This is a genomic window from Fictibacillus halophilus (genome assembly GCF_016401385.1).
Lineage (GTDB): Bacteria > Bacillota > Bacilli > Bacillales > Fictibacillaceae > Fictibacillus > Fictibacillus halophilus.
Genome location: NZ_JAEACF010000001.1, coordinates 962382 through 985753 on the forward strand (window position 1 = coordinate 962382; position 23372 = coordinate 985753).

The 23372-nt window shown below is 38.1% G+C and carries 31 protein-coding genes; 24 read left to right on the top strand and 7 right to left on the bottom strand.

Going from position 1 to position 23372, the window contains the following annotated elements:
* Positions 1–3 precede the first annotated feature (3 nt).
* From I5J82_RS05115 to I5J82_RS05125, 3 genes are all read left to right on the top strand, one after another.
* Entirely contained in the window at positions 4–348 is a 345-nt protein-coding gene (locus I5J82_RS05115; protein WP_066393364.1) for a cytochrome C oxidase subunit IV family protein, read from the top strand.
* 135 nt (positions 349–483) lie between these two features.
* The gene (locus tag I5J82_RS05120; protein WP_198766939.1) at positions 484–1356 is read left to right on the top strand and encodes a cytochrome c oxidase assembly protein; all 873 of its coding nucleotides are present in this window, start codon (positions 484–486) and stop codon (positions 1354–1356) included.
* Between the two features lie 249 nt (positions 1357–1605).
* Positions 1606–2322 (top strand): nucleotidyltransferase domain-containing protein, encoded by a 717-nt coding sequence (locus I5J82_RS05125; RefSeq protein ID WP_198768920.1) that lies wholly within the window; start codon positions 1606–1608, stop codon positions 2320–2322.
* A 30-nt stretch (positions 2323–2352) separates the two neighbouring features.
* On the opposite strand, the gene I5J82_RS05130 is transcribed toward I5J82_RS05125, so the two are convergent.
* On the bottom strand, positions 2353–2703 hold the full coding sequence (locus I5J82_RS05130) for a YugN family protein (RefSeq protein ID WP_066393368.1): 351 nt from the start codon (positions 2701–2703) through the stop codon (positions 2353–2355).
* A 159-nt stretch (positions 2704–2862) separates the two neighbouring features.
* On the opposite strand from I5J82_RS05130, the gene I5J82_RS05135 reads away from it, so the two are divergent.
* A complete protein-coding gene (locus I5J82_RS05135; protein WP_198766940.1) occupies positions 2863–3291 on the top strand; it encodes a CBS domain-containing protein in 429 nt (142 codons plus the stop codon).
* Positions 3292–3414: 123 nt separating this feature from the next.
* A complete protein-coding gene (locus tag I5J82_RS05140) occupies positions 3415–4446 on the top strand; it encodes a CAP domain-containing protein (protein WP_198766941.1) in 1032 nt (343 codons plus the stop codon).
* 71 nt (positions 4447–4517) lie between these two features.
* On the opposite strand, the gene I5J82_RS05145 is transcribed toward I5J82_RS05140, so the two are convergent.
* The gene (locus I5J82_RS05145) at positions 4518–4997 is read right to left on the bottom strand and encodes a PaaI family thioesterase (RefSeq protein ID WP_198766942.1); all 480 of its coding nucleotides are present in this window, start codon (positions 4995–4997) and stop codon (positions 4518–4520) included.
* Positions 4998–5170: 173 nt separating this feature from the next.
* Here I5J82_RS05145 and ylbD point away from each other — a divergent pair, with 173 nt between their 5' ends.
* The 4 genes from ylbD (at position 5171) to I5J82_RS05165 (ending at position 6935) form a co-directional block, all read left to right on the top strand.
* Positions 5171–5569: a YlbD family protein gene (gene ylbD / locus I5J82_RS05150; RefSeq protein ID WP_198766943.1), complete on the top strand. Its 399-nt coding sequence runs from the start codon at positions 5171–5173 to the stop codon at positions 5567–5569.
* 15 nt (positions 5570–5584) lie between these two features.
* Complete coding sequence (locus I5J82_RS05155) at positions 5585–5887, top strand: YlbE-like family protein (RefSeq protein WP_198766944.1); 303 nt, start codon at positions 5585–5587, stop codon at positions 5885–5887.
* A 64-nt stretch (positions 5888–5951) separates the two neighbouring features.
* Positions 5952–6386, top strand: coding sequence for a hypothetical protein (locus I5J82_RS05160; RefSeq protein ID WP_198766945.1), 435 nt, complete (start codon positions 5952–5954; stop codon positions 6384–6386).
* Positions 6387–6500: 114 nt separating this feature from the next.
* Complete coding sequence (locus tag I5J82_RS05165) at positions 6501–6935, top strand: YlbF/YmcA family competence regulator (RefSeq protein ID WP_198766946.1); 435 nt, start codon at positions 6501–6503, stop codon at positions 6933–6935.
* Between the two features lie 2 nt (positions 6936–6937).
* On the opposite strand, the gene I5J82_RS05170 is transcribed toward I5J82_RS05165, so the two are convergent.
* Positions 6938–7258 carry a hypothetical protein gene (locus tag I5J82_RS05170; RefSeq protein WP_198766947.1) on the bottom strand — a complete coding sequence of 107 codons (321 nt, stop codon included), beginning with the start codon at positions 7256–7258 and terminating at the stop codon, positions 6938–6940.
* Positions 7259–7328: 70 nt separating this feature from the next.
* Between I5J82_RS05170 and I5J82_RS05175 the strand changes: the two genes are divergently transcribed.
* The gene (locus tag I5J82_RS05175) at positions 7329–7604 is read left to right on the top strand and encodes a YlbG family protein (protein WP_066245799.1); all 276 of its coding nucleotides are present in this window, start codon (positions 7329–7331) and stop codon (positions 7602–7604) included.
* Positions 7605–7657: 53 nt separating this feature from the next.
* On the opposite strand, the gene I5J82_RS05180 is transcribed toward I5J82_RS05175, so the two are convergent.
* Positions 7658–8035: a DUF7147 family protein gene (locus I5J82_RS05180; protein WP_198766948.1), complete on the bottom strand. Its 378-nt coding sequence runs from the start codon at positions 8033–8035 to the stop codon at positions 7658–7660.
* Between the two features lie 338 nt (positions 8036–8373).
* On the opposite strand from I5J82_RS05180, the gene rsmD reads away from it, so the two are divergent.
* Positions 8374–8928, top strand: coding sequence for a 16S rRNA (guanine(966)-N(2))-methyltransferase RsmD (rsmD, locus tag I5J82_RS05185; protein ID WP_198768921.1), 555 nt, complete (start codon positions 8374–8376; stop codon positions 8926–8928).
* 22 nt (positions 8929–8950) lie between these two features.
* Positions 8951–9439, top strand: coding sequence for a pantetheine-phosphate adenylyltransferase (coaD, locus tag I5J82_RS05190; RefSeq protein WP_198766949.1), 489 nt, complete (start codon positions 8951–8953; stop codon positions 9437–9439).
* On the opposite strand, the gene ylbJ is transcribed toward coaD, so the two are convergent.
* Positions 9436–10653: a sporulation integral membrane protein YlbJ gene (gene ylbJ / locus I5J82_RS05195; RefSeq protein WP_198766950.1), complete on the bottom strand. Its 1218-nt coding sequence runs from the start codon at positions 10651–10653 to the stop codon at positions 9436–9438. The genes coaD and ylbJ overlap by 4 nt on opposite strands.
* A gap of 125 nt (positions 10654–10778) precedes the next feature.
* Here ylbJ and I5J82_RS05200 point away from each other — a divergent pair, with 125 nt between their 5' ends.
* Positions 10779–11573, top strand: a complete 795-nt coding sequence (locus tag I5J82_RS05200) for a patatin-like phospholipase family protein (protein ID WP_144700962.1) — start codon at positions 10779–10781, stop codon at positions 11571–11573.
* Positions 11563–12606 (top strand): SepM family pheromone-processing serine protease, encoded by a 1044-nt coding sequence (locus I5J82_RS05205; protein WP_198766951.1) that lies wholly within the window; start codon positions 11563–11565, stop codon positions 12604–12606. The genes I5J82_RS05200 and I5J82_RS05205 overlap by 11 nt, the downstream gene beginning before the upstream one ends.
* Positions 12607–12738: 132 nt before the next feature.
* Here I5J82_RS05205 and I5J82_RS05210 read toward each other — a convergent pair whose 3' ends face one another.
* Positions 12739–13944, bottom strand: a complete 1206-nt coding sequence (locus I5J82_RS05210) for a nucleotidyltransferase (protein ID WP_198766952.1) — start codon at positions 13942–13944, stop codon at positions 12739–12741.
* Between the two features lie 150 nt (positions 13945–14094).
* Here I5J82_RS05210 and I5J82_RS05215 point away from each other — a divergent pair, with 150 nt between their 5' ends.
* The 4 genes from I5J82_RS05215 (at position 14095) to I5J82_RS05230 (ending at position 16340) form a co-directional block, all read left to right on the top strand.
* Positions 14095–14613 (top strand): YceD family protein, encoded by a 519-nt coding sequence (locus tag I5J82_RS05215; RefSeq protein WP_066393415.1) that lies wholly within the window; start codon positions 14095–14097, stop codon positions 14611–14613.
* 51 nt (positions 14614–14664) lie between these two features.
* On the top strand, positions 14665–14838 hold the full coding sequence (gene rpmF, locus I5J82_RS05220) for a 50S ribosomal protein L32 (RefSeq protein WP_066240492.1): 174 nt from the start codon (positions 14665–14667) through the stop codon (positions 14836–14838).
* An 80-nt stretch (positions 14839–14918) separates the two neighbouring features.
* Positions 14919–15680, top strand: a complete 762-nt coding sequence (locus tag I5J82_RS05225) for an enoyl-CoA hydratase/isomerase family protein (RefSeq protein ID WP_198766953.1) — start codon at positions 14919–14921, stop codon at positions 15678–15680.
* 87 nt (positions 15681–15767) lie between these two features.
* Positions 15768–16340, top strand: a complete 573-nt coding sequence (locus I5J82_RS05230) for an RsfA family transcriptional regulator (RefSeq protein WP_198766954.1) — start codon at positions 15768–15770, stop codon at positions 16338–16340.
* A gap of 32 nt (positions 16341–16372) precedes the next feature.
* On the opposite strand, the gene I5J82_RS05235 is transcribed toward I5J82_RS05230, so the two are convergent.
* On the bottom strand, positions 16373–16852 hold the full coding sequence (locus I5J82_RS05235; RefSeq protein ID WP_198766955.1) for an N-acetyltransferase: 480 nt from the start codon (positions 16850–16852) through the stop codon (positions 16373–16375).
* Between the two features lie 166 nt (positions 16853–17018).
* Here I5J82_RS05235 and I5J82_RS05240 point away from each other — a divergent pair, with 166 nt between their 5' ends.
* The 6 genes from I5J82_RS05240 to bshC all read left to right on the top strand — a co-directional run bounded on the left by I5J82_RS05240 (position 17019) and on the right by bshC (position 23260).
* On the top strand, positions 17019–18362 hold the full coding sequence (locus I5J82_RS05240) for an acetyl-CoA carboxylase biotin carboxylase subunit (protein ID WP_198766956.1): 1344 nt from the start codon (positions 17019–17021) through the stop codon (positions 18360–18362).
* A gap of 22 nt (positions 18363–18384) precedes the next feature.
* Positions 18385–18597 (top strand): acetyl-CoA carboxylase biotin carboxyl carrier protein subunit, encoded by a 213-nt coding sequence (locus I5J82_RS05245; protein WP_144700945.1) that lies wholly within the window; start codon positions 18385–18387, stop codon positions 18595–18597.
* A 54-nt stretch (positions 18598–18651) separates the two neighbouring features.
* On the top strand, positions 18652–20190 hold the full coding sequence (locus I5J82_RS05250; RefSeq protein ID WP_198766957.1) for an acyl-CoA carboxylase subunit beta: 1539 nt from the start codon (positions 18652–18654) through the stop codon (positions 20188–20190).
* 91 nt (positions 20191–20281) lie between these two features.
* A complete protein-coding gene (locus I5J82_RS05255) occupies positions 20282–21169 on the top strand; it encodes a ketopantoate reductase family protein (protein WP_198766958.1) in 888 nt (295 codons plus the stop codon).
* A 4-nt stretch (positions 21170–21173) separates the two neighbouring features.
* On the top strand, positions 21174–21557 hold the full coding sequence (locus I5J82_RS05260) for a DUF3397 domain-containing protein (RefSeq protein ID WP_198766959.1): 384 nt from the start codon (positions 21174–21176) through the stop codon (positions 21555–21557).
* A gap of 80 nt (positions 21558–21637) precedes the next feature.
* Positions 21638–23260, top strand: a complete 1623-nt coding sequence (bshC, locus tag I5J82_RS05265; protein WP_198766960.1) for a bacillithiol biosynthesis cysteine-adding enzyme BshC — start codon at positions 21638–21640, stop codon at positions 23258–23260.
* Positions 23261–23372: the final 112 nt, after the last annotated feature.

The following is a 23372-nucleotide window of genomic DNA, read 5'->3' on the forward strand; positions in this document are numbered from 1 at the left end:
CTCATGGCTAATCACACACAAAACCCTGAAACTACCGTTCATCGTCACGAAGAGATTCAGCGTAAGCTTGCCTTGAAAGAGGAGCGTAAGCATCATAACGTTTCTTTTGTCATGATGATTCTTTTAACAATCGTTGCATTCTTTGCGATCTGGAGTGACAAGATTAGTGATTCTTTTGCTGTTTTGTTTATCCTAACACTGGCAGTTGTTCAAGTATTTTTCCAGCTATATGTTTGGATGCACTTAAGCCACAAAGGACATGACTTCCCAATTTGGGGAATGGCAAGTGGTATATTGGTTGCAGCTATTACAGTAGCTTCCTTAATGGGACTTATTTGGACATCGTAATCAAGGAAGGGCTGCATCTCGTATGCAGCCCTTTTTATTTGTTACAATATTACGAATTGTCACTATTATTTCGTACAAGTACCAACTATGATTGATATAGTGTTTATGGGTACTTTTATAAAGGAGATGACAGACATGCATCATAATCACCATGTTCATCATACTAGTTTAAGTGATTATAACTGGTACGAGCTTTTTCCGCCTTCTATATACGTTTTAGCAATTATTCTTGCATTCGTTTATTTTCGGTTCGTTGCGCGAGATAAGCAGGGTAAGAAGCTTGCAACAAAATGGCAGCAGACTTCAATGATCGCTTCACTCGTTTTAATGATCATTATAAAAGGTACACCTGTTCAGGTTTTAGGACACAATTATTTATTTAGTGTTCACATGGTACAGATGGCAGTTCTTTATTTAATGATTGCACCTCTTATGATACTCGCGATTCCTGAGGTGAAGTGGAAGGATTGGTTAAGTAAGAAAACGATCCTTACTCGTATTTTCACTTTCCTTACGAAACCGTTGCTTGCGTTGCTTATTTTTAACGCTGTATTTTCTTTGTACCATATTCCTTTAGTGTTTGATGCCGCCGTTTCAAATCCTGTTATCCATTATGGGTATCATGCTTTGTTATTAATAACAGCTTATACGATGTGGTGGCCGGTTCTTTGTCCGGTTAAAGAACTTGATACATTGTCAGATATCAAGAAGATTGGTTACGTTTTTGCGAATGGTGTTTTAATGACTCCAGCTTGTGCGTTGATCATGTTTGCTGATTTCCAACTCTATGAAACGTACAGAAACGTACCACAATTGTTTGAAACGATGACGCCGAAAGAAGATCAGCACGTAGGTGGAGTAACGATGAAAATCTTCCAAGAAATTATCTACGCATTTGTACTCGGTTTAATCTTCACAAGATGGGTGAAAAAAGAGCGACTGCGTGATAAAGCGGACTTGGAGCTAATAAGAAGACAAAATAATCAATTGAAACCAGAATTAAAGTAACCGGCATATTGCGGGTTATTTTTTTTGTGCATAAGTAACTACTTGGGTCCTTGTTCTAATCTAACCACAAGCTCTAAAAAATAAATTCACCTCACGAACGTTAAGATAGGGAGTTACGTAGGTCCACGCCTAGTAAGAGCACAATAATTGCGATGAGAGGTAATAAAATAAGAATAAAAAAAAGAAATTGTACATTGTATGTCGAATAATAAAAGGAAAGCCCAGTAGAAAGGAAAGAAAATCATGAGAATCAGTGCCAGACAAGCAGCTAAAGAATTTATAGAGTCTCATTATCCAAACTGTGATGTTGCCTATTTGGCCGGAAGCGTAGTGAGGGGAGAAGAAACAGAGAGTTCTGATCTAGACATTATCATCATCGATAGTTCTGTTAGTGAATCATATCGAGAATCACTTACTGAATATGATTGGCCTATAGAGGTCTTTGTTCACAATATGTTTACGTACAAACATTTTTTCAAACAGAATATCGATCGGGCTAGACCCTCTCTTCCTCAAATGTGTGCTGAGGGAATCATTCTTCGTGACACAGGACAGGCTTCACGAATTAAGAATGAAGCTCTACAGCTATTAAAAGCAGGGCCAACGCCTTGGAAAACGATTGAAATTGAGCAAGCACGATATTTCTTAACCGATCTATTAAACGATTTGGAAGGGTCAACGAATGTCTTAGAAGATTTATTCATCGTTTCAAAACTCGCTGATCGAACCCATGAATTTGTATTACGTGTTAATGGGCACTGGATCGGAGAAGGAAAATGGATTCTTCGTGCTTTGAAAGAATACAATGAAACTTTTGCAGAACAATTTGCTTCTGTATTTGATGATTATTATTCCAATCGTACCAAATCAAAAGTAATTAGATTTGTTGACGAAGTGATCGCTCCATACGGTGGCAGACTATTTGAAGGTTATTCCTCTCAATCTCCAGAAAGAGCTGCTGAATAAGAAAAAACCCCTCATGATAGAGGGGTTTTCTTAAACGTGCAACTCACTATGAAGGGCTTCAATTAACTTGTTGCATTGATTAACAACGTGTTTTGGAAATACTTCGTCGTACTCTACACCATGTGGGTAATAATGTTTCCCTACATAAGGTGTTCCAAGTTCAACTTTAGCATGTGGTGTTTCTGTTTCTGCTTCAATAACATGGCAAGGGAAACGGAAGTAATAAACGTCACCGTTCGTCATGTCTTCAAATTTGTAGTCATATGTAATACGTTCATAATCCCATTGGCCAGCACGGATCATGCCATGGTTTTCCATCACATGTTCTAAAAGTGAAAACTCAACAACCTTCCCGTTTAAGCCGCTTTCTTCAAATTTCATTGTGAAACCTCCTAGGAATTCAATAAAGAAATAATAATCACTTCTTAATGATATTATGAAAGCGCTAAAGATGCAATCATTGTCAAAAGTGCGCATATTTGTTTTTCTTTCGTAAAGCATAAAGAAGAATAGATTCCCATTCACGAGGAGGTAAGGATTTTGAAAAAGGTAAGTGAAATCATGACAAGGAATGTAGATTATGTAACACCGCTGGACAATGTTTACGAAGTAGCGGTAAAAATGAAGAAGGACAATGTTGGTGTTATTCCAGTTTGTGAGAATGATCAGATTATTGGAGTAATCACGGATCGAGATATTGTCGTTCGAGGAGTTGCTGAGAAACGTCCAGGTTCTACAAAGGTAACAGACGTTATGAGCGATAATCTGTATACAGGTTCTGCAGATATGACAGTTGAAGAAGCAGCAGATCTTATGGCAGATAAACAAATAAGAAGGCTTCCAATCGTAGAGAACAACAAACTTGTAGGGATTATTTCGTTAGGAGATCTATCACTCGCTAAAGAGAGTGACTCTGCTGCTGGACATACCCTTTCTCAGGTTTCTGAGCATAGAGACCACATTCAATAATGATGTTGATGGTTTAAAACAGTTCCATGCCGAGTGGAGCTGTTTTATTTTTGAATCGGTTTATCCAAACACATACCCTCTATGCTAAACTAAGAAGAGAAGAAAGATATAGGGGGAACCATTATGCGAGGATTGGTTACTTTTTTCCTATCCGTTTTTATTTTAATTGGTTTATTTTTTTATGATGTTCTGCCAGAATTTACGGTCGAGAAAGAAAAGCCTGATACAAAAGTAGAATACATAGAAGAAACACTAAAGATTCCTGACGATGCTGTTTCTAACTGGGTAGGTAAAGATATATCTGCATTTAAGGAGCAGTGGGGAGAACCTGAAAGGATTGATCCATCTAGTTATGGCTATGAATGGTATATCTATGGCAACAAGAGTCCAAAAGGGTATCTTCAAGCAGGTGTTGAAAACGGAAAAGTAGTTACTTTGTTTGTTATTGGATCTGACGTGAACACTGCACCATTTACGATCGGAGAGAATTCAAATAAGATCATTCAGAAGTTTCCCATCGAGAGTGACATCACTATTAATGATGGTGAAGATTTTTTTAGATTCGAACTTTCTGAGCAAGAAGTTATGTTACGCCCACTGATTAAATTGAAAGATAACGTTTGGGTACAACTTTATTTTGATAAGTTCACAAACCAGCTCTCTAGTGTTAGGTATACAACTTCAGATGTATTATTAAAACAGAGACCTTATTCAATCGTTTATCGTGGAGATCTTCCTCCGCTCGGACAATTAAGTGAGGATGAACAGAAAAAAGTAGATCAATCTGAAGAACAACAAGTTTTTGAGTTAACGAATATCATACGTCTTAAATACGAGAAAAACCCGCTAGTATGGGATGAAAGAACATCAGAAGTAGCGTTTTTACATTCAAAAGATATGTTGGATCAGCAATATTTTTCCCATGAAAGTAAGGATGGGAGGACGCTTTCTGACAGGCTGCAGCAAAAAGAAGTCAAGTTTTTGCAAGCTGGCGAAAACATAGCAGCAAACTATACGGATGGAATAGCAGCTGTAGAAGGCTGGATGAACAGTGAAGGGCATAGAAAGACACTGTTAAACAATGAATATACTCATTTAGGAGTAGGTGTAGACCAAAAGTATTACACCCAAAATTTTTTGGTACCTATGGAGTAAATAAATGATGTAAGGCTGAACCTTAATGGGTTCAGCCTTTTTTTTGAATAACATTTTGATGAACTTTTGTGTTATTCAGCAAGTTTAAAGAATGTACCCGTAGCCGATGCGATTAACGTACCGTGTTCATTACGCACTTTTCCAACCATACGTACTAATTGTCTGCCATTATGAACGACTTCAGCTCGACATATAAACAACTCTCCAACCCCTGGTGTTACGTAATCCACTTTGAGTTCTACAGTTACGGCCCCTTTTTTGTTACCTGGAACAAGACTAGCCATTGTGCCCATCGCTGTATCTAAAAGTGTTGCTGTTAAGCCGCCATGTAAAATTCCGATCGAATTATTAAGTATAGGTGAATTGGGCATCTCCATTTCTAGCGTATGGTCATTGATCCTAGTTGTTTTAAAATCTAATAAAGAAGCAATGTGTGTCATATGGTTCTTTTCTCTTTTTGTTTTTAAACTGTCTAAGAAAAGTTTCATGACCTGTTGCTCTTGTTCAGTACTGGTTTCAAAGAAATCGTTCCACTCGTCCTTAATATCCAATATTTTTCTCCTTCAATCTTTTTTTATTTTTATTGTACCTTTTTGGGCGGATGAGAATAAAGTAAACAGAATTAACTTTGCACGAAATCTAAAAAATGGGCGCACCAATTTATGGGCACTTATGTATCATATAGTAAACATCATTCGTCAGTGGATGGCTGGGGGTGGATTCTGTGGTAAAGACTGATATCGAAAGTTTCAAGGAGTTCGTTCATAAACATCCTGATTTAATTAAGGAAGTGAAGAAGAATAAGAGGCCTTGGAAAGAAGTCTATCAGGATTGGATTGTTTTGGGAGAAGAACATGAGAGCTGGAATCAGTATGCAAAAGACAAAGAAAATAAACAAGAAGATCGCTCTAAGTCCGATAAGACGAGAACAGAACTTACAGTAGGAGATATTGTTGCTGGTTTAAGTAAACTTCAAATCACTGATGTACAAAAATATTTATCTCAATTTGGTAGTCTAATGGATGCGGTTCAAGAACTATTACAGCAATTTAACAATCAGTCTGACAGACCGAACCAGCTGCCGGAAAATAGAATGAATGATTATCCTTCTTATAGGGATTAAAAGGATGTGTGCGGAGTGCGAAGAGAAATTCTCGAATACTTAAATACAAGACCTGACTTGAAATATTATATAAGAGAAAAGCCAGAGTGGTATAGAAAGTTAAGCAGAAACCCTTTTTCAGTAACAGAGCTGGAAGAGGGTGCGAAAGTGTTTTACGGACGTACCTTTGGGCAAAGAGTAGATCGCTTTCATCAACAGGTACAAAATTTTGGCTTGTTAATGGAGTTAATCTCTGTAATGGGTGATGAAGTAAAGGGCAGTAGTCATCCAGTACCAAATGATTTTCAACCGATGCCAGACTCTCTTAACAACGGTTAAGGCATATTGAGGGATAATAAGTCTGTAAAAGGAAAAAACTACTTCTATAAGGAGTGGTTTTTTTATGAAAATAAGAAATAGACGGATCTATACGGGCGGTCTATTAGTGATCATAGTACTCACACTATTTACGTTAACCAAATTTTTCGAAGGAACTTCAGAGACCAAACTTCAAGAATCTAAAGCCGTCGAGGTATCTGCTTCGTATCCAATAATGGATAAAGACTGGGCGGTCAACTATCATGTGAAAAAGCAGCGAATATATTTTGAAAATATTATTACAAGATTCTCTTTCCAAGGCGGTCTTACGAAAACACCTGGGAATAAGGATGGGTATATTGCTGTTTTTGTAAACAATAAATGGAAGATGAATGCCAATCAATCCATGTTCATATTAAAAAATATGAATCCTGGTAAACACAAGATTACACTGCAGCTGAAGAAAAAGGATGGATCTAATTACGGATTAAAGAAAAATATAGTCGTTCAAGTACGCTAACTCTTCAATTTATGAAGAGTTTTATTTTTTGTTTCAACACTGCCATGCTTTTAAGTCCATTCAATATCCGCTATAATAGATTAGAAACCTCATACCTAAAGGGAGGTGTGACGTATGAGTTTAGACCAAAGTGTATTGCTGGAAGAGTCCTTAGCATTAGCTGAGATGGTTGCTGATTCCAGTGTTGCAATAGCATATAGAAAGTCAAAATATAAGTTAGAGCAAGATGTAGAAGCTCAGAAAATGATTGCTCGTTTCGCCAAAATGAAAGAACAGTATGAAGAAGTACAGCGTTTTGGTAAATATCATCCAGATTTTAATACTGTTTCAACACAAGTTCGTACACTTAAACGAGAGCTTGATTTCCATGAAAATATAGCTCAATTTAAGAAAGCAGAAAAAGAACTTGAAAATTTATTGATGGAATGCAGCAGAATCATTGCATACAGTGTATCTGAGCAGATTAAAGTTCCTACAGGCAATCCTTTCTTTGATGAGAGCTCTTGCAGTGGTGGATGTGGTTCTGGCGGATCTTGTGGTTGTGCTTAAAATCAGTCTCTAAACCGAATGCAGTCAAAACATAAGTTTCCGCAGCAGAACATTTTTTCTTGTGGGACTAAAAAACGCATACGGTACACATGAAGATTTTCTTCTGAGCGTACAAATGTAAGGTTTAATGTTAGCCGTTTCCCTTTCATAGCTTTTACGGCATGTTTTTTTACAGAATCAGTTGAGTGATCGATTGAAAACTGCGAAGAAACCGTTACATAAATGAAAGGGATACCGGCCATCATTTTTTTTTCAACATTCATGATCGAAGGATCTTGTTTCATTGAATTCAAAAAATGTTTCCAAACGTTGTTTAAGTCCAATCTACATCACATCCTATTGAGGAGTATTCGTTGATTTTTTCAATTTAAGTAAATAAAAGGGGCTTTAATTATGATAGGTAATCGTCGTGGGCTATCTGTTTTTCTCCACTCATTAAAGTTTTCAAAACAGTTAAGACGCTATGGTAATGTACATTATGTTTCTAGAAGGTTAAAATATGCTGTTCTGTACTGTGATGGAAACAAAATAGACGAGATCGCAGCAAAGCTTGAATCATTGCATTTTGTAAAAGAAGTAAAAAGGTCTCATAAACAAGAGATCAAGACAGAATATGAAAGTAAAATCGTTGATAAAGCAAAAGAGTATGACTATAAGATGGGGATTTAAAAGACAGGCTGCTAATAAAAATAGCTGCCTGTTTTCTTTATGTTATTCTGCAACTATGTTAATGGTGGGATCAGGTAGTTTAAGCGAAGAATCCCTGTTAAATAGTGAAAAAAGAGTTCTGTTTCAGCAAAATCGGTTGATGGCTTTACGTCAAACGTTATAACTTCTTTATTTAGTTGAGCAGCTTTTGCCTCGAATAAATCAATTCGTTTAGAAGGATAGGGTACTCCTTCTCGGCAAATGTATAGCGGCTGGAATTTCCCCTCTGAAGCTGGGTGAAGTACAGCAACTAGAGACGCATACATTCTATCTTCTTTCTTAACTTTTAGACATAATAACTGTGAAACACGGTCTTTGTTCGTTTCCATAATCTCTAGGAGTTCGTAAAGATCTGAATACCCTTCTCCAAGCTCAATAAATCTTTGAATCATCATTCAATCCCCTTTCTATAAAACAATGTAGCACAATCACCTGTGAGCTTAAAGAGCTTTTAAGCATGAAAAAAAACCTGCAGCAAAAACTGCAGGTTGCCTTTAAAACAAAATCACTTCTGTTTAAAGGCGATGGGAGAGGAGAAACCGGATGAAGAACTTATGGGGAGTAAGTCTTCTCCGCGGTTGGCAACAACATCGTTCGTTGATGTTGTTATAAATAGTATGACCGCATTTAATTTGCCTTATACTTATAAGAAAAAGATTTGATGTTTGATTACAGGAATACTTGTGATAGGATAAGTAAGGGAAAACGGATAAAGAATTGAGTGAAGAACGTGAGAGTAATAGCTGGAGAATGTAAAGGAAGACCACTTAAAGCTGTTCCAGGTATGAACACTAGACCGACAACGGATAAGATCAAAGAATCCATCTTTAACATGATCGGTCCTTTTTTTGATGGAGGAACAGGACTTGACTTATATGGCGGAAGCGGTGGCCTGGGTTTAGAAGCATTAAGCCGAGGCATGGAGCACTTCATTTTCATTGACAAAGATCAAAAGGCCATACATACGATCAAAGAGAATATCAAACAATGCAACTACGAAGACAAAACAGAAGTCTTCCGAAATGATGCAAAAAGAGCATTGAAAGCGCTTCATAAAAGAGAAGTGCAATTTGATATGATTTTCCTTGATCCTCCTTATGCGAAACAGATGTTATTAAAAGATATGGAAGAGATTGATAAGCTTGAACTTCTCTCTCCAGAAGGAAGTATAGTGACTGAACATGGTACAGATGTAACGCTACCCGAGGAGATCGGAAACTTTTATCAGGTCAGACAGGAAACGTACGGAAAAACAACTACAATAACAATCTACAAACGCGATTAACATAAAGTATGAGGTGAAGAATATGCCAACAACTGCAGTCTGTCCTGGTAGCTTTGATCCCGTAACTCGTGGTCATCTGGACATTATTAAACGTGGAGCAACAGTATTTGATGAAGTAATTGTAGTAGTAGCAAATAATCAAAGTAAAGACCCTTTGTTTACAGTTGATGAGAGAATCTTGCTCCTAAAGGAAGTTACGAAACAGTTTCCTAATGTAAAAGTAGACTCGTTTAACGGCCTATTGATCGATTACGTAAAGAATATTGGAGCAAATGTTATTCTTAGAGGCCTTCGTGCTGTATCAGATTTTGAATACGAGATGAAGATCGCTTCCATCAACAAAAAATTAGATGATCAAGTAGAAACATTCTTTATGATGACAAACAATCAATACTCTTTCCTAAGTTCGAGCATCGTTAAAGAAGCAGCAAAGTATCATGCGAATGTTTCAGATCTTGTTCCTGAAGTTGTAGAAGAAGCTTTAAAAGAAAAATACAACAGCCCCCGTTAAGTGCGGAGGCTGTTTTTTTTCATAAGGTTTCTATTCCATATGAGTATTGAGATAATCAAGAATCCAAGGGTTACATAATGGCTATGCATAAGGGCTAACATACCAAACTCACTAATGTGTACGGTTTTCTCTGTAAGAAATGCAAATGCTGGAGCAGTAGTACTTTTAACGTGATACAAATAAGGGAATACTAAAAGACAAATGATCGCAGATAAAAAACCGTGAAGTATTCTTGCGAAAAAGAAAGGTTTGAACTTGATATCTGTATCTGCAAGGATACTAGCAACTTGTGCTTGTACGGAAAAACCGCTAAAAGCCAAAATGAAACTTACGATGACAGCTTGTTGTAAAATGGGTGATTGTGCGAGACTTGTTAAATTACTTCCCAATGTAATCTCGAAGATTCCTTTTATAAGAGGAAGACTTAATTGTTCAGATAGCGAAAGCATGATAAATAAATAATTGATAAAGCTTGAGAGAAGTTCTGCCACGTGAAGAAGATCCATCATCTTACTTAGTACAGAGAAGAGGATAATGAACCCACCAATCATAAGCAATGTCTTTGTTGATTGTTGCACAGCATCTCCAAGAAGCTGTCCGATTGGGCGGTTGTCTGCTAGTCTAGCTTCATGCATATGCTTAAACGCGTTGGTTAATCCTTTGCCTCTATAACGTACTTCCTTTTCCACGGGTTCTTTTTTCCAACCATGAAACCTCATGATAAGTCCAACGAAAAAATTGCCCACATAGTGACTTACTGCGAGAACGATGCCGAGAGCGGCGTTATGAAAAAAGCCTACTGCAATTGCGCTGAACATGAATAACGGGTTTGAACAATTCGTAAAAGATACGAGGCGTTCTGCTTCTATGGTCGTGATCTGCTTTTGGTGCCATAATCGTGCAGTTAGCTTTGCACCAGCAGGAAATCCTGAAGAAATGCCCATTGCCCAAACGAATCCCCCTGCGCCAGGTACGCGGAAAAGCGGTCTCATTAGAGGTTCAAACAATACACCTATAAGATGTACGACGCCAAAACCCATCAATACCTCTGATAATATAAAAAAGGGCATTAAGGATGGGAAAACAACGTCCCACCACATTTTCAAACCGTTGACTGATGCCATGTAGGTTTCTTTTGGGTATATTATTATTGATATTGCTATGATAATTGCCGATGCTGACAATAAAAGTGTTTTGAAATAGGCTTTGTTCATAAGGGGAGTGCTCCTCTCGCAAAATTACACTATACTTACTTGTCCTCATCCTTATTTATACGTATAGCCTTACTCTTTAGACCATATGTTAAAAAAAGACGGTGCTTCTAAAGGAGGAGCAAAGGATGAAAGAACCGAAAATCGGACTTGCTCTAGGATCTGGTGGTGCTAGAGGATTTGCTCATCTTGGTGTTGTTAAAGCAATAAGAGATGCAGGGATACCAATAGATATGGTAGCTGGGAGCAGCATGGGAGCTTTAGTCGGTGCTATGGTAAGTATGGGACATAGCGATGAAAATCTTTACCGTATGGCAACGCTCTTCAAACGCAAATATTATATGGATTATACGGTCCCTAAGATGGGATTTATTACAGGAAAGAAAATCAAAGAACTCGTGAGGCTTCTCACCAAACAAAAGCATATTGAACAAACAGACATTCCTTTGGCGATCGTAGCAACAGATCTTCTGCTTGGAGAAAAAGTGGTTTTCAGAACCGGTCCTATTGCAGATGCAGTTCGTGCTAGCATCTCGATCCCTGGAATATTAGTGCCAGAAAAGATAGATGGAAAACTCTTAGTGGACGGTGGGGTCATCGATCGAGTACCTGTTTCAGTGGCAAGAGAGATGGGAGCGGACCTTGTAATCGCAGTAGATATCTCTCATTTTAAAGCAGAACTTCAAGTTTCATCTATTTTTGATGTTATCATTCAGAGCATTGATATCATGCAGCGCGAAATGGTCCGCTGGCATGAAATTTCAGCTGATATTATGATCCGTCCAATGGTTGAACAGTTCAGTTCTACAGCATTTAAAGATGTTAATGATATAATCGCTATAGGAGAAGAAGCAGGAAGAAAACAGATACCAAAAATACTAGAAAAGATCAACAACTGGAAGGAGTCTATGCATGACCACTGAAAAAACAGCGAAACGAAAAAATTTTTTCTCGAAAAATAAATTCATTATTCTTTTTTTGTTGGTGTTTGCTTTTATAGCATTCTATCCACTCCCTTACTACATTACCTCTCCTGGAGATGCCAGGGTATTAGATCCCATCATTAGCGTAGAGGGAGGAGACCAAGATAAGGGAGAGTTTATGCTGACAACAGTGTCGGTAGGAACAGCAAACATTCCGCAATACATATGGGCAAAGCTAAGTGATTATCGTGAAGTCATTCCTGCTGATCAGATCAGAGGAGAAGATGAGACGGATGAAGAGTACAACCAAAGACAACTTCAGATGATGGAAGATTCACAGCATGCTGCTACGATAGTAGCTTATCAAGAGGCAGGAAAAAAAGTAGACATTGAATACCATGGTGTTTATGTTACGGGAATTATGTCTGGAATGCCTGCAGAAAAAAAGTTAAAAGTTGGAGATAAAATTATTGCTGTTGACCGTAATCCGGTTATGGAAACAAAGAAACTTCTTGATACACTCGCTCCGAAAAAAGCAGGAGATGAGGTAGACTTAACCATACTACGTGGCGATAAAAAATTGAATGTGAACTTAAATATTGAGGAGTTTCCAAAGAAGTATATTCAAGATCAAGGACCAAAAGCCGGTCTTGGTATCACCTCTCCTGTCGCAGATGTTTCAATCGTAACAGATCCGAAAGTGAAAATTGATACCTCGCAGATCGGAGGACCATCAGCTGGGTTGATGTTTACGTTAGAAATTATGGATCAGCTAACGCCAGATGATCTTACACATGGAAAGAAGATTGCAGGAACCGGAACGATGGACCTTCAAAAGAATGTAGGACCGATCGGCGGTATACAACAAAAAATTGTAGCAGCTGATGAAGCTGGGGCGGAGATCTTTTTTGCTCCTGTTGATGGAGATAACTACAGTGATGCGGTAAAGGCTCAAAAGGATATAGGCTCTAAGATGAAGGTTGTACCAGTTAAAACATTGAACGATGCACTGGATTATTTGAAAAAATTGTAGACAAAAAGGATGCAGTGGCCAGAATTGGCTTTTCTGCATCCTTTTTTAGCTCGTCGGAGCGGCTGCTAAGCACGCTACGACGAGCGCCATACGAAAAATACGAGCGCTCGCCCCCGAAAACTAGCTTCTCAATCATTTCACCATTACTGGCGGAGTATTAAATTCTTCTTTCTCAGCTCGTATAATATTCCGAGATGCCCCTTGAGCATATACTAAAGATGTCTTCGCTTCCATCCTCAATCCAGCAAAATCATGCTTAGAGACAGTAGTAACGAGAGGAAGGTCTAATGACTTTTTCACAGATCCTAGGTAATCCCTTCCTATACCTGTCATTCCTAACACGCGAATGTATGAGGGAGGGGAGTCTAGAATGGCCAACATCTCTTCTTTTTGGACCTTATTTAAAACGTGTGTACACGCGCGTTGCAGTCTTGTCCATGTATAACGCTTAGTCTTTATATGTTTCATGAAAGTTTCAAAAGAGTCAGATCTCTTCATTGCCTCAATCATCCTATACTCTAAACCCTCTTCAACTTCATAATAACGGTTTATTTCACTGGGACTTGTAGATAATAGTTGATAACGAAGAAGAGGATAAAAGCGTTCCCAATTCATTAAAGTACCTTTATCGCTTCGTTCTTCAGCTAACAACTCAAATGTGTAGCTTGGCATATAAGGTGCTGCTTGTTTGGTATCACTTGTGAAAATAGCTTCTCTAATTGCTGTTGCGCTCGCAATGTTACCTTTACCTAGCATTACATCATGGTAATTAGCATTTTTTCTCTTTATCGTAACCGGTGTAATTTGAGAACCTAACTCACGGCTGGCTCTTACATATTCAAAACCTAAGATGTTATTCGGTTTACTGAGATCGAGAGCTAATGGAATATCAAGTGATTCATATGCTCGTGAAGCAGCTGAAGGATAGGATAGCCCATTGCTCATGAATGTACGAACTAGTTCTTGATAGGTTTCCTGTTGAGCATTTACCGATTCATGAGTCTTGTTGAAAAGTTCAGCATCCCCAGATTCACTTCCAAAGCAAAATGACTCTGCACCAAGAGATTGCAGCAAAAAAATGCTACCAAATGCAAAACGAGGCGCATGGCTAGTAGCAAAAGAATAAGGAAGTTCAATAACGAGATCTGCTCCACCTAAAAGAGCCATCTTTGTCCTTTTCCACTTTGACAAAAGAGCAGGTTCTCCTCGTTGAAGGAAATTACCGCTCATCACGGCGATAATACAATCAGCACCTGTAGCTTTTTTCGTTTCTTGTAAATGATAATAATGCCCATTATGAAACGGATTATATTCAACAACAACACCAGTTGCTTTCAACTGTTCCACTTCCTTTTAAACGTTCGATTATACTTGTTTACATTGTACTAAAAAGAGTTTAGAATCAAAAGTATCAGTGTAAAGATAAAATATTGACATTTTATTTGATGACCGATATAATTACTACTGTTGCCTTGAGGTGATAAAGACATGAAATGGTCACTACAAGAAATTAAAAATTTTTACCGTAAACCGTTAACGTTTGAACAAAATGTTGATGCGAGCGGAGTGATGGAAAAAGACCCGGAGATCAGAAGCGTTGATCCTGTTCACGTAGAAGGACATGCAGATGTAACTCAGCAAAAAGCCACTTTTTACTTAAACATAAAAGGAAAAATGGTGTTGCCATGTGCCAACACATTGGTAGATGTGGAATTTCCATTCTCGGTAAAAACGACGGAAATTTTTATTTTCGATCCGAACTATACGGAATACGAAGATGAAGAGAGCCTTCACAAAGTCGAAGGACATTACGTTGACCTTCTCCCTGTCATCGAAGAGCATATTTTGCTTGAAAAACCGTTGAAAATTACGGCTGCTGATGTGACAGACAGTCCCGCTCCTAAGGAAGGAAAAGGATGGAAGAGGGTTACGGATGAAGACATGAAAAACCGGATTGATCCGCGTTTGGAAGGTCTGGCTAAATTTTTTGACGAAGACAAAAAGTGAAAGAATAGGTTATAATGATTCTTTCTAGAACCTTTAAGGAGGTGGATACAAATGGCAGTACCTTTTCGCAGAACTTCTCAAACTCGCCAAGCGAAGCGTCGTACACACTACAAGCTTTCCATGCCTGGTATGGTAAAGTGTCCACAGTGCGGAGAATACAAGTTATCTCACCGCGTTTGCCGTGAGTGTGGATCTTACAAAGGAAAAGAAGTAGTTAGCAAGTAATGAAAAGCAGGGAGCTATAGGCTTCCTGTTTTTTCATATACATAAATAAAGCGTTTTCTTTTGTATCGGAGGTGTAGATAGTGAACGAGCAACCTGTTTTATGGGAAAAAAAGAATGGAATAGGGTGGATAACTTTAAATCGCCCTACAGTACGTAATGCTATAAATTACGATGTGATGAAGGATTTATCAACTCTTTTAAACTTGGCAAAAAAGGACGAAGAGGTAAAAGTTCTTATCATAACGGGATCAGGTACAAAAGCGTTTTGTTCTGGAGGAGACCTTAGTGCTTTTCATTCATTAAAGACTGAAGAACAAGCGTACGGTATGTTATCAAAAATGGGAAACATCCTTCTTGATTTATTCTTTTTTCCTAAACCCACTGTAGCTCTTTTAAACGGATCAGCAGTTGGAGGCGGATGCGAAATTGCATCCGCGTGTGATATTAGACTTGCTCGTGCAGAGGCGAAAGTGGGGTTTATTCAAGGGCGTTTAGGCATCTCAACGGGTTGGGGAGGGGGAACATACCTCTTAGAAAGAATCAACCTAATGAGAGCAATGGATCTCTTATACAGCTCCACTCCTGTGACAGCTAAGCAAAGCATGGATTACGGATTTATCCAATACGTCATTAAAGGAAACAGCTTGAAAGAAACAGAACGCTATGTAAGCAGGTTTACATCTCAACCTCTTGGCGTCATCGAGTCTTATAAAGCTCTTCAGCTTGAAAGATTAGATAAGGAAAAGATAAAACAGAGCGTTCAAAATGAGATTCAACGATGTGCAAAGTTATGGGCGTCAGATGAACATCATAAAAGAGTAGAGGCATTCTTAAAAAAATAAGTTTTCCCCATTTTAGTAGAATAAAAAGTCTATCTTATCTAGCACTAGCATATTCATATTACAAACCACTAAAATGGGGGGATCTAAATGACAAATTTGCGCCAGGATGCCTGGACAAAAGATGAAGATGCTATTCTTGCTGAGGTAACTCTTCGACATATTCGAGAGGGAAGTACACAGCTCGTTGCTTTTGAAGAGGTAGGAGAGAAATTAACGAGAACACCTGCAGCCTGTGGATTCCGGTGGAACTCACTCATTCGTAAGCAATATGATAAAGCAATAACTGAGGCTAAAAAAGTGCGCAAAGAGCGAAATAAACGAAAAGTTAAACAGTTTGCTTCAACCATTGAAAATCATAAAGAAGAATCACTTCACATTGAGCATTCCAATAACGCGAAAAATGGTACGCCTCTCTCTTTAAATGACATCATATTGTATTTGCAGCAACTTCAAGCTGAAAAGCCTGTTTCAAAGAACTTAGAAGCTGAAAATCAAGCATTACTGTTGAAGCTTCAGAACCTTAAGAAGGAAAACGGAACGCTGAAAAGTAAACTTAGCAAAGTGAATAAAGAATATGAAACCGTATACCGTGATTATAAAGATGTATTGCAGATCATGGACAGAGCGAGGAAGTTAGTAGAAGTTCCTGTTAGAAATTAAAAAAAAGATGGCAGACGCCATCTTTTTATTTTTTATGCAAGGCGTTGTTCACTTACGCCTGTTGGATACCAAACATATGGATTCTGACCACGGTCACGATCTTGATTGTATGTGACAGCTTCAAAGCCCATCTTCTCCCAAAAACCGCCAGATTGTTGTCTGCCATTCGTCTTGATCGGAAGGCGGAACGTTTTTGCGAACTCTACTAAAGCTTTTCCTAAACCTTTTGTCTGATGATGAGGCAATACTTCTAGTTTCCAAAGTTCTAAATAATCTTGTGGAGGATCAAAATATTGATCAAAAGCAGCTTCGATCTGATACAAGCTCATTCGTGCTACTAGTTTATCGCCATAATAAATTCCGTAGAACGGAGACTCACTGTCGTTTTCGATCATATTCTCCTGAAGGTCCTCAAGCATCGACAATTCTTGTACTCCATATTCTTTGAACTGCTTAAATTCTTCAAGTGTTTTATAGTTAACTAATAATTTTTTAACTTCATACTTTAACATATGTTCTCCCCCAGTCTTTCTGTACTTTTCTCTATAGTTATAGTATATACTAATTATGCGAAAAATTCTTTAAAAATAAAATATTCGTTTAGTTTACGCTTACAAAAAGGATTTTTTGGTTTTTATGTCGAAAAAGGTAATGTTGACAACAGGAAGGAGGATGAACATGGAAAAAATATTAATCGCTAATCGTGGTGAAATCGCACTGCGAATTATTCAAACGTGTAAGGAAATGGACATTCAAACGGTTGCAGTATATTCTGAAGCAGACAAAGACCTCCCTTTTGTAAAAGCTGCGGATGAGGCGGTACATATTGGTGAACCTCCGGTGGCGAAATCCTATCTGCAGAGTGACGTAATCCTAGAAGTCGCTCTGAAACATGAGGTAGACGCTATCCATCCAGGTTATGGATTATTATCTGAGAATGATGAGTTTGCCAAAAAGATAGAGAAAGCTGGAATAGCATTCATAGGTCCCGCGCCTCAAACCATCGAGTGGATGGGCGATAAGATCATGGCAAGAAAAACGATGCAGCAAGCGGGTGTTCCAATCGTACCTGGAACGATCGAGCCTATCGAAGATGTTGAAGAAGGTGTAAAACTTGCCGAACAGATCGGTTATCCAGTAATGCTTAAAGCTAGCAGCGGTGGTGGCGGAATCGGAATGGTAAAATGCGATAACAATGAAGATCTTCGTAAACATTTTGTCTCATCTCAAGAGCGCGCAAAGAACTACTTTGGATCTGGCAGAATGTTTATCGAGAAATGTATCGAAAATGCTAGACATATTGAAGTTCAAATCATGGGTGATACACATGGAAACATCGTTCATCTTTTTGAACGAGATTGCAGTGTTCAGCGAAGAAATCAAAAAGTAGTCGAAGAATCACCATCACCATTCTTAACAGAAAGCCTTCGTTCTAAAATTACTGATTCGGCTGTTAAAGCAGCAGAAGCAGTAAACTATGTGAATGCGGGAACCGTTGAATTTGTCGTAAGTGAAAACGGAGATTTTTATTTCTTAGAGATGAACACAAGACTTCAAGTTGAGCATCCCGTTACAGAGAGCATTACAGGACTTGATCTAGTAAGATGGCAGATTCAAGTAGCTAGAGGCGAAAAGCTTCCATTGACTCAAGAGGAAATCATGAGTAAAGGCCATGCGATAGAGTTTAGACTTTATGCAGAAGATCCAATCACTTTCTTCCCGTCACCTGGTAAGATTGAAAAACTTATTTGGCCAAGTACTGAGAATGTAAGGATCGATTCAGGTTATGAAAGTGGAAATGCTGTCACACCTTTTTATGATCCTATGATCGCGAAAATAATTGTAAGCGATTCCAATCGTGAAGGATGTATCAAGAATGCGGTTGAATTCTTTGACAAGCTAGAGGTAAGCGGACTGAAAACGAACACACCGCTCTTTCAAATGATCTTGAAAGAAGAGGATTTTATAAAAGGTGATTATACCACTAGCTATTTGAGTAAGAGAAAAGTTTCAAAACCATAATTAGACAAAAGGAGAGAGAGAAATGAAAGAAATTACAGCATCTATGGCAGGCACAGTTTGGCAAGTATTGGTGAGTGAAGGCGATGAAGTAGCAGCAGGGCAAACGGTTATTATCTTAGAATCTATGAAAATGGAAATACCCGTTGACGCTGTTGATGCAGGGACGGTAGAAAACATTAAATTTGCATCTGGTGACTTTGTGAATGAGGGCGATGTTCTCGTTACACTTAAATAAATTTAACATGCAAACAATCTGAACGAGCGCTCACTCTCTTGAAGGAGGTATATCATGGTAGCAAAATTAGAAAACCAATTAAAAGAAAAAATCGACCAGATTGAAGCTGGTGGTCCGCAGAAATATCATGAGAAGAACAGTTCTCAAAATAAGATGTTCGTTCGTGACCGACTAAGACTTCTTTTTGACAATGGTGAATACAGCGTAGAGGATGCTAAATTTGCGAACAATCAAGCAGGAGACCTACCAGCAGATGGAGTTGTAACTGCGATAGGAAAACTTGGCGGAAAAACGGTCTGTGTAATGGCCAATGATTCGACTGTTAAAGCGGGATCTTGGGGAGCAAGAACAGTTGAAAAAATCATTCGTATACAGGAGACCGCACAAAAGTTGAAAGTTCCGATGCTTTACCTTGTCGATTCAGCAGGTGCTAGAATAACCGATCAGATCGACATGTTTCCGAACCGCCGTGGAGCGGGTAAGATTTTTTACAATCAAGTAAAAATGTCTGGGATGATTCCTCAAGTTTGTATTCTCTTTGGTCCATCAGCGGCAGGTGGAGCATATATACCTGCTTTTTGTGATATCGTGATCATGGTCGATCAAAATGCATCCATGTATTTAGGAAGTCCACGAATGGCTGAAAAAGTAATTGGAGAAAAAGTGACTCTTGAAGAAATGGGCGGAGCAAGAATGCATTGTTCTGTTAGTGGATGCGGGGATGTTCTAGCAGTGGATGAAACAGAAGCCATTGAAGAAGCGAAGAGATATTTGTCTTATTTCCCGAGTAACTATAAATTAAAAGCTCCTGAAGTTGATGCTATCGCTCCTAAAGAGGGAAGAGAGTTGGAAGCGATCGTACCAGAAAATCAAAATGTGCCGTTTGATATGTATGAATTTATTGATGGACTTATTGATGAGGGTAGTTTTTTTGAGATGAAAAAGCTATTCGCTCAAGAGATCGTGACAGGTTTTGGACGTATTGAGGGAAAACCAGTTGGAATTATTGCGAATCAGCCTAAAGTAAAAGGCGGCGTCTTGTTTGTTGATTCTGCTGATAAAGCGGCACGTTTTATCACACTTTGTGATGCATTCTCAATTCCTCTTCTTTTCTTATCAGATGTTCCAGGCTTTATGATCGGAACGAAAGTAGAAAGAGCTGGAATTATACGTCATGGAGCAAAGTTAATTGCGGCGATGAGTGATGTAACTGTACCGAAGATCTCAGTGATCGTCCGAAAAGCATATGGAGCTGGTTTATATGCGATGGCAGGTCCTGCATTTGAACCTGATTGTTGTATTGCGTTGCCTACGGCTCAGATCGCGGTTATGGGACCAGAAGCAGCTGTAAACGCTGTGTATTCTAATAAGATTAATGAGATTGAAGATGTAAAAGAGCGGATTCAATTTGTTCAGCAAAAGCAACAAGAATATAAAGAGCATATTGATATTTATAAGCTAGCGTCTGAAATGATCATTGATGATATCGTTTCACCTTCAGCCTTAAGAGACGAACTTAAAAACAGATTTGCATTTTACGAAAACAAAGAAATGGTATTCAGTGAGCGAAAGCATCCTGTTTATCCTGTTTAATAGGATTGAACCTCCCGTACTTGGGAGGTTTTTTTAGTATGATTTAGAATATGATAAGATCGAGTTATACATTAAAGAGGTGAGCCTTATAATGAAAATAAGTGTCATTGGCGGTGGGGCAATCGGGTTATTAGTTTCCTATTTTTTAAAACAAAATGGGAAAGAACCTGTTATTTATACAAGAAGCTTAGCTCAAGCAGAAGCGCTCAGAAGGTCTGGACTGACATACAGAGGTTTGAATGGTTCGGAGACAACTGTAATGGTCGATGCGAAGTCTTTTGCTGAATATACGGGTGAAGAATCTTCATGCATTATCGCAGTTAAACAAACAGCGATGAACGAATTAATGGGGTTGATCAGTTACAGAGAAGTTTCCTTTCTCTTTTTACAAAATGGAATTAGTCATCTATCTTTTTTAAAAAGCATGCCACAGAAACAAATAAGTATTGGTGTTGTTGAACACGGAGCGATTAAGAAAGATTTTTCCACAGTTCATCATCTCGGAGAAGGCAGGATTAAACTTTCTTCCTATAGAGGGGATTCTGAGCAGACATGGAGCAAACTTCTTCATTCAAGCCGTTTTCCTACTTTAATAGAAGAAGACTGGGAACCGATGGTTTATGAAAAACTAATAATGAATGCATCCATCAATCCACTTACAGCATTGTTAAGAATAACAAATGGAGAACTATTAACAAATTCACATGCATTCTTCATAATGAAAGAACTATTTGAAGAAACGATTTCTGTTTTAAATATGACAGAACAGCGCGAAGTGTTATGGAAGGAATTGTTAGTCCTGTGCAGAAATACTTCATTAAACCGATCCTCTATGTTAAAGAGTGTAGAGAGCGGTAAGCAAACTGAAATAGAGAGTATTACGGGTGAAATTATTAAGCGAGGGATTGAATTGAAGATCCAAACCCCTTATTCTCGTTTTGCATATGAAGCAATCAATGCATTGGATTGGAGAGGATGAATGATTGGCTAGTATTGTAGGTGCGATTATTGCTACATTAATAACCGTTCCTTATATTGTTTTTTTTCTTGTAAATAAGAGTATGCTAAAGCTTACAAAAAAAAGAAGAAAGGCCTTTAAGGCGGGTGTTGATTGTACAACGTTATTTTTATTTTTAGCCATTGAAAGAATGACTATGGAAATTTGGGGCCAATCTTATTATTGGATTCTTCTATTAATGTTCCTATTCGGCTGTTTACTTTTTACATATGTGATCTGGAAGAATGATTTGGATCTGTCTATCGGAAAAATACTTAGGTTAAATTGGCGTTTGCAGTTCCTTGTTCTGTCAATCGGTTACTTTTCATTGATGACATATGGAATCATTTCACGTATTTTGGACATTTAGAGCATATTTTTTATGTTCTTCATTCGTTCTTTGCTATACTCGTTAAGGATGTAATTGATACGTAGAAAGGAAGTTCATAAATGAGACTGGAGGAAATGCAGCTTCATACATCGCCTTTTTTAGAAGGGTACTCCAACGGAGATGAGGAGGTTGTCCGTTTTTTTGATTACAAATCTCCCTATGATAAACATGAATGGACAAAAAGACAACAGGAATTGAAGCGTTATTCGTTTCCTAGAAAGGGTCTTACCGATTATCTGACTTCTTATAATCAAAGAATTGGTTCCTCGGCCACAACAATAAAAAATATACAAAAACTGAATGCGGAAAATAGTTTAGCTGTCGTTGGCGGACAACAAGCGGGACTTCTAACCGGACCACTTTTAGTGATCTACAAGTGCATCAGTACCATTCAACTAGCCAAGCAAGCTGAAAAAGAATTAAATATTCCCGTAGTACCAATATTTTGGATAGCTGGTGAAGATCATGATATGGATGAGATCAATCATGTTATGGTTCCAAAGAATAACACTGCTAAAAAAGTTTCATTAAAGTCAGCAAGCAGTGTGAAATCTTCTGCCTCCTTATGGGAATGGAACAGAGAAGAAGTTCGACCCTGGTTAAAGGAAGTATTTCGCTCCTTTGGTGAGACAGCTTATACAAGCGACCTACTCGCAGAGACGGAACGTATTTTGAACGAATCAGATTCTATCGTTACTTTTTTTGCAAAACTTCTTTCTAAATGGTTTTCTGAAGAAGGCTTAATCGTATTGGATTCTGGAGATCCTGGATTTAAAAAACTGCAATCCACGATGTTAAAAGAGATGATTGTTCATAACAGTGAGATTGATAATGCTTTTAATGTTCAAACGGAAGAGCTGTGCAGAAGTGGATATTCAGCGCCGATAGAAGTTCAAGAAAACAATGCTCATCTCTTTTATACGAAGAATCAGGAACGAATATTATTATATCGTGATCAAAATGGATTTTCCTCTAAAGAGAAAGATTTCACGATCTCTGAATCAGAACTTCTTGAAGAAGCGATTAAACACCCAGAAAAATTCAGCAATAATGTAGTGACACGTCCTTTGATGCAAGAGTTTCTACTACCCGTGTTATCGTTTGTTGCTGGACCAGGTGAGATTGCCTATTGGGCTGCACTTGGAAAGGTTTTCAGCCAATTTAATAGAATGATGCCTATATTGACACCGAGGCTATCTTTTACTCTCGTAACAGCTGGAGTAAACGAGTTGCTCCATTCAAAAAAATTAACGGTGAAACAAGTTTTAGAGAATGGAACGGATGGTTATAAACGTGAGTGGTTTGCTTCAAACCGCCCAATCGAAACTTTTGAAACCGTTCAATCAGTAAAAGCAGAATTCACCGCTTCATATGAAAAGTTGATAAAGTTAGCAGAAGATATAGATTCAAAGCTTCTTCCCGTTGCTGATCAAAATATGAAAAGAATCTTATCAGAGATCGACTATATGGAGAATAAGTTAGAACAACGTGTTCGAAAAAAGGTAAAAGAACCACTTGCCGAATTTGATGAGATCATGCTCCAATTAAAACCAACTGGGATCTTGCAAGAAAGGGTTTGGAACATCTATCAATTCGTAAATGAAGAAGGCTCTTATCTGGTGAACAAACTTGTACAATACCCTTATCAATTCAATGGAAAACATAAGATTGTATACGTATAAAAACGATAAAATATTTTAGAAAAAATCCTGTCCTACAGCAGGATTTTTTTTTTTGTACACGAATAATACTTGTAGTGGTGAAAAGTGGAGCGTTGTGGTAGATTTAGGGGAG

What these genes read in the sequence shown, in the direction of transcription:
- I5J82_RS05120 (WP_198766939.1), top strand. Translation starts at nt 484, where the DNA reads ATGCATCATAATCACCATGTTCATCATACTAGTTTAAGTGATTATAAC.
- I5J82_RS05175 (WP_066245799.1), top strand. Translation starts at nt 7,329, where the DNA reads ATGATAGGTAATCGTCGTGGGCTATCTGTTTTTCTCCACTCATTAAAG.
- I5J82_RS05245 (WP_144700945.1), top strand. Translation starts at nt 18,385, where the DNA reads ATGAAAGAAATTACAGCATCTATGGCAGGCACAGTTTGGCAAGTATTG.
- I5J82_RS05160 (WP_198766945.1), top strand. Translation starts at nt 5,952, where the DNA reads ATGAAAATAAGAAATAGACGGATCTATACGGGCGGTCTATTAGTGATC.
- I5J82_RS05205 (WP_198766951.1), top strand. Translation starts at nt 11,563, where the DNA reads ATGACCACTGAAAAAACAGCGAAACGAAAAAATTTTTTCTCGAAAAAT.
- I5J82_RS05215 (WP_066393415.1), top strand. Translation starts at nt 14,095, where the DNA reads ATGAAATGGTCACTACAAGAAATTAAAAATTTTTACCGTAAACCGTTA.
- I5J82_RS05200 (WP_144700962.1), top strand. Translation starts at nt 10,779, where the DNA reads ATGAAAGAACCGAAAATCGGACTTGCTCTAGGATCTGGTGGTGCTAGA.
- I5J82_RS05250 (WP_198766957.1), top strand. Translation starts at nt 18,652, where the DNA reads ATGGTAGCAAAATTAGAAAACCAATTAAAAGAAAAAATCGACCAGATT.
- I5J82_RS05140 (WP_198766941.1), top strand. Translation starts at nt 3,415, where the DNA reads ATGCGAGGATTGGTTACTTTTTTCCTATCCGTTTTTATTTTAATTGGT.
- I5J82_RS05235 (WP_198766955.1), bottom strand. Translation starts at nt 16,852, where the DNA reads ATGTTAAAGTATGAAGTTAAAAAATTATTAGTTAACTATAAAACACTT.
- ylbJ (WP_198766950.1), bottom strand. Translation starts at nt 10,653, where the DNA reads ATGAACAAAGCCTATTTCAAAACACTTTTATTGTCAGCATCGGCAATT.
- bshC (WP_198766960.1), top strand. Translation starts at nt 21,638, where the DNA reads ATGAGACTGGAGGAAATGCAGCTTCATACATCGCCTTTTTTAGAAGGG.
- I5J82_RS05180 (WP_198766948.1), bottom strand. Translation starts at nt 8,035, where the DNA reads ATGATTCAAAGATTTATTGAGCTTGGAGAAGGGTATTCAGATCTTTAC.
- I5J82_RS05255 (WP_198766958.1), top strand. Translation starts at nt 20,282, where the DNA reads ATGAAAATAAGTGTCATTGGCGGTGGGGCAATCGGGTTATTAGTTTCC.
- rpmF (WP_066240492.1), top strand. Translation starts at nt 14,665, where the DNA reads ATGGCAGTACCTTTTCGCAGAACTTCTCAAACTCGCCAAGCGAAGCGT.
- I5J82_RS05230 (WP_198766954.1), top strand. Translation starts at nt 15,768, where the DNA reads ATGACAAATTTGCGCCAGGATGCCTGGACAAAAGATGAAGATGCTATT.
- I5J82_RS05130 (WP_066393368.1), bottom strand. Translation starts at nt 2,703, where the DNA reads ATGAAATTTGAAGAAAGCGGCTTAAACGGGAAGGTTGTTGAGTTTTCA.
- coaD (WP_198766949.1), top strand. Translation starts at nt 8,951, where the DNA reads ATGCCAACAACTGCAGTCTGTCCTGGTAGCTTTGATCCCGTAACTCGT.
- I5J82_RS05240 (WP_198766956.1), top strand. Translation starts at nt 17,019, where the DNA reads ATGGAAAAAATATTAATCGCTAATCGTGGTGAAATCGCACTGCGAATT.
- I5J82_RS05115 (WP_066393364.1), top strand. Translation starts at nt 4, where the DNA reads ATGGCTAATCACACACAAAACCCTGAAACTACCGTTCATCGTCACGAA.
- I5J82_RS05165 (WP_198766946.1), top strand. Translation starts at nt 6,501, where the DNA reads ATGAGTTTAGACCAAAGTGTATTGCTGGAAGAGTCCTTAGCATTAGCT.